The organism is Streptomyces sp. NPDC111744 (assembly GCF_055634995.1).
Genome location: NZ_JBVKCG010000042.1, coordinates 25971 through 33923 on the forward strand (window position 1 = coordinate 25971; position 7953 = coordinate 33923).

The window sequence follows — 7953 nt, forward strand, 5'->3', positions numbered from 1 at the left end:
GGGGTCGGCGGAGGCGGGTTCTACCGCCTCCGCCCCTCGCGGCGCATTGCGGCCGGAGTGGTGCCCAGTCGGCTGCGCATCACTCTGGTGAGGTGCTCCTGGTGGGAGAATCCGCACTCGAGGGCCACCTGTCCAATGGGCGCGGAGCCGGTGCGCAGCAGCTGGCTGGCGCGCTCCAGCCTCAGACCCAACAGGTACTGATGCGGTGAGCGGCCCGTACTCGCGCGGAACTGGCGTGTGAACTGGCTGGAACTGAGCGCGGCAGCGGAAGCGAGGTCGGCGACCGGCAGGGGTTCGGCGATCCGATCGTGCATGAGGTCGCGCACAGCGGCCAGCTGCCGGTCGGAGAGGCCAGAGGGCGAGAGCGCCGGAGCATGAGCGGTCAGACGGGAGACGTGCCGTCGGACGACCTGTGCGGCCAGCATGTTCGTCAGCTGGTCCACGTAGGTACGAGCCGACGGTTCCCAATGGTCGACGACCGAGTCCAGTTCACGCATGAGCTGCTCGGCGAGCGGGTCGATGACGCCAAGCTCTTCGGCCGGCTCGACCGGTCGCCCCTCGTTGGCCTCGCGCAGTGCCTCATCCGTGAGGTATGCGTGGACCGTGTCGAGGCCGCCTGTCAGTTCCACGCTCAGTTCCCTGCCAGCCGGCTGGAGGAACAGGCCGCCCGGTGAGACCGTCCGCGACTCGGTCGCATAGCCCTGACCACGTCGTACGGTGACAGATCCGCTGAGATGAAGGATGAGCAGGTGGGTCGGGGCGGGCGCGAAGTCCGCCTGGTAGGGGTGCTCGCGCTGGGACGACACGTAGAGATCCGTTAAGCCGAGTCCGGCGCTGCTGGACCGGGTCCGTACGTCAGGCTGCTGCAGGACCCCGAGGGTGTCGGCGAGACCGAGTTCCGGCACAGCACTACCTCCTCATCGCACTCGCGTCATCCAGGTTTGGTTGATACCTTAACTGGATTGACCGATACAGAAATATCCAGGCTACCCCACTGCGTCCCCAATCGCCGATCGGTGCACATCCCACCGACCCCCGGGGGAGACCGGCGGGTTCGGCCCACCGGTCGCCACGACGGCGACGCCCGACCGATCGGATGCCGGAGAGGAAGAAATGCCGCTTCCGCCGACGTTTGGGTAGACAGGAGGAAACCACCATGACGAGCTCAGAAGGTAGCGGCATCGTCACCACCGAGCCGGTCCCCGACCTCTACCTCTCCTTGCTCCTCACCATGGTCGAGAGCGGGGAGAGCGTCACGAGCATGAGCATCACACTGGGCACGGCCAGCGGTGTGATCAGCGGCGACCTGGTCTCCCGGGACGCCTGGAAGTCCTTGTGGACGGAGACCGTCCTCACGAAGGCCAACGCGGGCCCGGGGTCGATGGGCCTGTTCCCCGACACCGTGGACCGCCTGCTCGAACAGGCGCAGAAGGACGCGAGCGGACAGGGCGACTCCGCGCAACACGGACCGCGCTTCGTGCATCTGAAAGACGTCACTCTCTTCGTACCCGGCGCCAGCCCGGTCACTCTGCCCTTCTGGCGCGGCAGGCTGAGTTCGGTGTCCGGGTGGACCCTCGGAAAACTCGGGGTCTGACGGAGCGGCCGAGGCTGCCGCGCAGGGAACGCACGGCATCGGGCAGACGGCGACGACAGGCGTGGAGCGCCCTGTCGCGATCCTCTGCAACCGGAGCGGGGTCCCGGCGGGCCGGGCCGATTGCCCAGAGGTGAAGGAGGGCGTCCTACGGATCGCACCTCATGTACGTGACGTCAATGAGGTACGTTCCGCGGAACGTTATGTCGCGCGGCGGAGCGGGACGACGACGCTCTGGCCCAGGCGCTTGGGTTCGAGGCGGTAGTACTTGATGTGACCGATCCTCTCGGTCTCCTCCAGCCAGCCGGCTTCGATGACCTGCTTGCGGGTCCGGCTGAAGACAGGCGCTGCCATGCCGACGAGTTTGGCCAGGTTGGCGGCGGTCTCGAGCACGGCGCCGGATCGGTCGGTGGGGTGAAGCGCGTACAGCATCACGACGAGGCGCTGGTTGGCGCTCATGCCGGCGGTCTTCTCCAGCAGTTGGAGGTTCTCGTGCTTGTCGTCGTTGCTCATCACTGGGCCTCCCACCGCGCAGGTGCGGTCTCGTCGAATCCGGGGATCTCCGGCGGGTTGCACGTCCTCACCGCTTCACGCTGCTCGACACCCGTCCCATGGAACGCAATGTAGGGGCTGATTCGGTAGAAGTTGTAGTTGCCGATCCGTCCGCGGACGATCAGGATGCGGTGTTTGGCCAGCTTCCTGTTGATTTTCCCGACTGCATCGGTGGACATGCCTACCCGCTTGCCGATGTCCGCTCCGGTGGCTCGGAGCGGCTCCATTCCTTCGGGCGAGACTCCGATCCACCACAGGACGAGAAACTTCTGACTGGGCGTGAACGCCTTCGATTCGGTGATGGCTTCGACGCGTGCCTTGTCGACCTGTGTGTGCCTACCTGAGAAGGCGTACGGCGCATAAGGGACCGGCTCGCCGGTGTCGGCGTCCACCAGTCTGCGTACTGCTCCCAAGGGGCCCTCCGCGCAAGGGGGTTGCTGGTTGGTGCATGTGGGACGGCTGAGGAGCCGGTCAGATGAACCTAACGTACATGAACAGGAAGTCAATCAACTCCGCCTGTCGGCCGTGTCGGATGCCGCGGAGGCCATCGACGGGCAGCCAGCACAACGTTTCCTCCCCCATGGAGTCATGTGCGTCACGTCAATCTGGTAAGTCCACAGAATCGTGGTGTCCAGTTCCTGTGGACGTGGTGGCGGTTCTCAGGATCCGTGTGCCAGTCCGAAGGAACGTGGTGCACGGCTGACAGAACTGGGCAATGCGATCCTGCGAACTGGGTACTCATGTCTGCCGATCGTGGTCTACGGCGGGCGGAACTGCTTCACGGTTCCAGGGATCCCCCTGTTATCGACATAAGTGCAGGTCAGGGGCCAAATAAAGGGCGCACTCTCTTATCTTGTACAGGAGGTGCCCGAGTGCGGGTTCATGCGGTGTAGCCCTGGTGCGTGACGACTTCAGGCTGCCCGTCTTGTCACGACGCCGGAACTGTTCGCCCGCCCGCCCACCCAGGTCCGCCCCGTCGCAGCGCAATTCATCGGTAGCGCAGCGCATTGGGCTCCGGTGCGCAGGCACGGCCACTGCCCACGACCCGCACCCGGGTACGAAACCCGCCGCTTTCCGGCGCGCACGGTGTCCGCCACGACGTACGGATTCGCGCCGGGAAGTGGCGGGGCAGCGGGGTCCAGGGGCCGGCGAAGGCCCCTGGTACCACGCGCCGCAACCACCATCGGACTGCACAACGTACGTCGACTCCCGGGACGGGCCAAGGCCATGCCGGGGGGCGGGTCGGACCCGCGCCTGTCAACGGCGATGCAGCGTCAGGAGAGCTCTGCGATTTCGCCGACGTATCAGCGTCGCCCCCTTCTGCACGGCCGGAGCGGCCGGGTCCTCCGCAGTCATTACGCAGGTCACCTGTAAGAGCCCGGCTGGGTGTCCCGTACATGACCCGGCTTCACCGAGCAAGAGTTGCCGGATCTTCTTGGACCTGCTGTTTCCAACTCCGCCCCTACGTGCTGACACCTGCCTCGCAGGCCGTCAGACGATTGCCGTGGCAGGTCGGCGTCACATATCACCTGCACTTATGCGATCTTCCCTCAGAAGTTCACTCGGCGCCGGCGTCGCCTTCGCCGTGGCGAGTGGGCTCCTCACCGCTGCGCCCACCGCGGCCTCAGCGTCTTCGCAGGATCCCGAACAACGGGTCATCGTGCGGTTGGCGGCGGCGCCGGCAGCCGCCTCCCGCGGTCGGCTGACCACGTCCGACACGGCTGCGATCGGCGAACGCCGCCAACAGATCGGGGCCGAGCAGAAGCAGTTCCTCCGGTCGGCCACGGCCGCGGGTGTGCACCCTCACATCGTCCGACATCTCGAACTCCTCACGGATGCCGTCGCCATGAGCGTTCCGGCGAGTCAGGTAAAGCGTCTCGCGGGGCTGCCCGGGGTCGCCTCCGTCCTACCGGACACGGTGGTCCACACGCAGAGCGAGGACAGTGTGCCGCTCGTCGGGGCACCCGCGGCATGGAAGCAGAAGACGCCGAGCGGCAGGGCCAACGGCACCGGCGTCACCATCGCCGTCATCGACTCCGGTGTCGACTACACGCACCCCGACCTGGGCGGGGGCTTCGGGCCAGGACACAAGGTCGTCGCGGGGCACGACTTCGTCAACAACGACGACGATCCGATGGATGACAACGGGCACGGCACGCACGTCGCCGGCATCGCGGCCGCCCGTGCCGCCGAGCCCGGTGGCATCACCGGTGTCGCACCCGGCGCCACCCTGACCGCCTACAAGGTCGTCGACGACAGCGGCTCGGGCTTCACATCCGACATCATCGCCGGAATCGAAGCGGCCACAGATCCCGCGAACCTGTACCGCGCCGACGTGATCAACATGAGCCTCGGGGCCGCGGGCGACGGCACCGACCTGCTGGGCCAGGCGGCGGCAGCAGCTGTTCGCGCAGGCGTGGTCGTGGTGGCCGCGGCGGGCAACGACGGTCCGAACGGCTGGACGGTCAACAGTCCGGCCGATGCGGACGGAGTGATCGCGGTCGGCGCGTCGACCACTGATCTGTCGATGCCCAGCCTCTACACCGGCGGAACGAAGCCGCAGCTGCTGCAGTCGTACCGTGGCGCGATCTCGGCCAACCCGCCGAAGAAGCCGGCCACCGCCGACGTGGTGGACATCGGCGCGGGCGGCCCGGAGGACTGGCAGCGCGCGGGCGACATACACGGCAAGATAGTCCTCACCTCGGCCTATGTCCCTGCCAACACAGGCGAGTTGACGGCGGATCATCTGTCGCTGAGCCGGGAGGCCGAGAAACGTGGCGCGATCGCGCTGATCGGCGGCCCCGGCGGAGGCGACGCTGCCCCGCAGGCCGTCCCTGCCGAGCCGGGCGTGGTGGGTGTGGCTCCCAGCGGTCCCTCGGCACTGGAGTCGGGTGACTCCCTGCGCATGGACTCGCTGGTGACCCTCGGAACGGACGAATTCCAGTACGCCACTCTGCAGCAGTGGCTGGCCAAAGGTCCGTTGAGGCTGACGCTTCACGGCACGGACGCCACCGACCAGATCGCCTCGTTCTCCTCGCGCGGCCCGAGCTCGCGCTTCGATCTGAAGCCCGACCTCGTGGCACCGGGCGTGGAGATCCGTTCCACGGTCCCCACCGCGCTGTGGAAGCCGGGCCAGTACCGGATGTCCGGTACCTCGATGGCGGCGCCGCACGTGGCGGGCGCCGCGGCGCTCCTGAGGCAGCTCCACCCCCAGCGGTCGCCCGAGCAGATCAGATCCGAACTCGTGGGAACTGCACATCACTTGGACGATGTGCCGGTGACGACGCAGGGGTCGGGTCGTCTCGACATCGCGGCAGCCGCGCGCAGTGAGCTGACGGCTTCGCCGGCGACCGTCTCCTTCGGACTGGCGGACCTCTCGAAGGCCACGATGCAGGCCACCAGGACGGTGACTCTCACCAATACCGCGGACCGCAGCATCAAGGCGTCGTTGACCGCCACGGGGTGCGCGAAGGTCAGTCCGGCCCGTGTCGTCCTCCCCCCGCACGGGACGAGCGAGGTAACAGTGACGCTGACGGCCGCACGGCCGCTCACGGACACCGAGTTGGACGGCGCCGTCGTGGCGAAGCCGGAGCGCGGCCCGCAGATGTCCGTTCCGTATCTCCTGCCGGTCCTCCACCTGGACACGCAGGCGTCCCCGGACCCGAGCGACGGCCACACCGTCGTGTACATCGACAGCCCGACAGACCTCAAGGCATCCCCGACGGTGACGGTCATCTCGCCGCGTGGAACGTCGCACACGTACAGCGCGGAGGTCGACCACGACCACTGGTACAGCCGGGCGCTGGACGTACCCGAGGCGGGTGTCTACCAGGTCGAGACGCGGGCCACGACGGTCAGCGGGCAGGTTCTGATCGGTTCCGACTCGTTCGAGGTCAGCGCACCCGCGTCAGGTGTCGGCCGCTGGCAGCCGGTGGGCCCCAGCAGTGAGTCGGGGACGCTGAACCAGATCCCCGGCCGACCCGGGCAGGCGGTGCTGGTCCAGAGCGGCAAGGCCGCGTTGTGGTTCACCGCCGACAACGGCAGGACCTGGAGCGAGCGGGGACGGCTGCCGATCGCCTCCACCGACAGCCACGGAAAGGTGGTTGTCGACGCCCATGACCCGAACCGCTGGTGGTACGCCGTCGACGACTCGGTCCTGAACCGGACGTGGATGCTGCGCACGGACGACCAGGGACTGAGCTGGCGGCTGCTGAACACGACCACGGGTCCGCTCAAGGCGTTCGTGTCGGATGCCGCGACGCGGACGCTGGTCGCGGTGTCCGAACAAGGCTCGCAGGTGAGCACGGACGGCGGCGTCTCGTGGAAGGATTCGTCCACCGAGGTCGACGGCCTCGTGTCGTCCGCCGCGGTCGACGGCGACGACCTGTACCTGTCCACCGCCGGTGATGTCTGGGTACGGTCCGGCATGACCTCGGGCATCCTCGGTCCGCTCCACAAGCTCTACCACGACACCGGTATATGGAACGTCGTGGCCGACGCCGGCACCATCGCCGCGTACGTCATCGACCAGGGCGTGGTGGTCTCCTCCGACCGGGGAGCCTCGTGGTCCCTGACCCTGAAGCTGCCCTACACCGGCAACAGCGTCAACGCCGATCACGGTGACCTGCTCATCAGCGCGGGCAGTGACGACACCGCCTATATCAGCCATGACCACGGCAGGACCTGGGCGGACTTCCCGCTCCCCTCACGCAAGACGGTGCTGGACGACTACGACCACTGGCCCGACGGTTCAGTCACCGTCTCGTCCGAGGGCGACGGCCTCTACCGCAGTGCTGCCGACGGCAGTGGCTCGCACCGCATCGGAGTCCAGGGGGCGTCGATCAACGCCCTGGCGGTGAGCAGGGGGAACCTGCTGGCCGCGACCAAGTCGGGCATCTTCCATACCGACTTGCCGGTGCCGTCCCCCGAGTGGGGCCCTTCCGACGCGCCGGGCGCCTACGACGCGGTCGTCACGCAGGTCACCATGGGTGGACCGGACTCCAAGGTCGCCTGGAAGGTGGTCAACTCCTCCGTGCTCGGCCAGTTCCGCGTCGAGCGCAGTGACGACGGCGGCCGGACCTGGCAGGAGCGAGGGATCTACTCCGGCACCCCGCTGTCCCTGCTGGCCGATCCGTCGGACCCGGACCGGGTCCACGTCTCCTTCTCCCGGTCCGACAAGTCCGGCCTCTACACCACCGATGACGGTGGCGCGTCGTGGCGCGTGCTCTACCAGGGTCACGGCTACAAAGCCATGGCGGTCGACCCGGCGAAGGCCGGCCGACTGTGGCTGGGCGGTTCCGACGGGCTGTTCCGCTCCGAGGACGGGGGCGTCACAGTCACCAAGGTGGCGGACGGCCTGGTGTCGGCAATCGAAATCGAAGGGAGCCGTCTGCTCGTCGGAGGCAACGGGATAAGGCTCAGCACCGACGGGGGCCGCACCTTCCGGACCTCCGACACCGGTGGACTTCCGACCCGCGTCATGGATCTGCAGCGGGTGGGACAGGCGCTGTACGCCGCTTCCGGCCGCTACACGTCCAGCGGGCTGCTGAAGAACGGCCGAGGCGTGCTGCGCAGCACGGACGGCGGACTCACCTGGGACAACATCTCGGGCGGGCTGGAGTGCACCGACGCCACCAGCCTCGCTGCCGATCCGGACGGGAAGGCCTTGTACGTCGGGACAGTGAACAGCGGGGTCCACCGCCTGGACCTGCTGCACTAGGGTGTGTTTCAGAAGTGGATCTTGATGTGTCAAGATCCACTTCGTGGGACGGCACGATCTGACGAACGCACAGTGGGCGAAGCTGGAGCCC

The 7953-nt window shown here is 67.6% G+C and carries 5 protein-coding genes; 2 read left to right on the top strand and 3 right to left on the bottom strand.

What is annotated here, in order from left to right; all coding sequences use genetic code 11:
• Positions 1–20: 20 nt before the first annotated feature.
• Entirely contained in the window at positions 21–905 is an 885-nt protein-coding gene (locus ACZ7OO_RS42130) for a helix-turn-helix domain-containing protein (protein WP_471512696.1), read from the bottom strand.
• A 251-nt stretch (positions 906–1156) separates the two neighbouring features.
• On the opposite strand from ACZ7OO_RS42130, the gene ACZ7OO_RS42135 reads away from it, so the two are divergent.
• The gene (locus ACZ7OO_RS42135) at positions 1157–1594 is read left to right on the top strand and encodes a hypothetical protein (RefSeq protein ID WP_471512697.1); all 438 of its coding nucleotides are present in this window, start codon (positions 1157–1159) and stop codon (positions 1592–1594) included.
• 198 nt (positions 1595–1792) lie between these two features.
• On the opposite strand, the gene ACZ7OO_RS42140 is transcribed toward ACZ7OO_RS42135, so the two are convergent.
• Both ACZ7OO_RS42140 and ACZ7OO_RS42145 read right to left on the bottom strand, forming a co-directional pair.
• Positions 1793–2104, bottom strand: coding sequence for a replication initiation protein, RepL2 (locus ACZ7OO_RS42140; protein WP_471512698.1), 312 nt, complete (start codon positions 2102–2104; stop codon positions 1793–1795).
• Positions 2104–2556, bottom strand: coding sequence for a MarR family transcriptional regulator (locus ACZ7OO_RS42145; RefSeq protein ID WP_381240033.1), 453 nt, complete (start codon positions 2554–2556; stop codon positions 2104–2106). Before ACZ7OO_RS42145 ends, ACZ7OO_RS42140 begins: the two co-directional genes overlap by 1 nt.
• Before the next feature lie 1124 nt (positions 2557–3680).
• On the opposite strand from ACZ7OO_RS42145, the gene ACZ7OO_RS42150 reads away from it, so the two are divergent.
• Positions 3681–7862, top strand: a complete 4182-nt coding sequence (locus tag ACZ7OO_RS42150) for a S8 family serine peptidase (protein WP_471512699.1) — start codon at positions 3681–3683, stop codon at positions 7860–7862.
• The last annotated feature ends 91 nt before the right edge of the window (positions 7863–7953 follow it).

Bases quoted from the DNA above. Each gene is read 5' to 3' on its own strand.
- ACZ7OO_RS42135 (WP_471512697.1), top strand. From the start codon at position 1,157: ATGACGAGCTCAGAAGGTAGCGGCATCGTCACCACCGAGCCGGTCCCC.
- ACZ7OO_RS42140 (WP_471512698.1), bottom strand. From the start codon at position 2,104: ATGAGCAACGACGACAAGCACGAGAACCTCCAACTGCTGGAGAAGACC.
- ACZ7OO_RS42150 (WP_471512699.1), top strand. From the start codon at position 3,681: ATGCGATCTTCCCTCAGAAGTTCACTCGGCGCCGGCGTCGCCTTCGCC.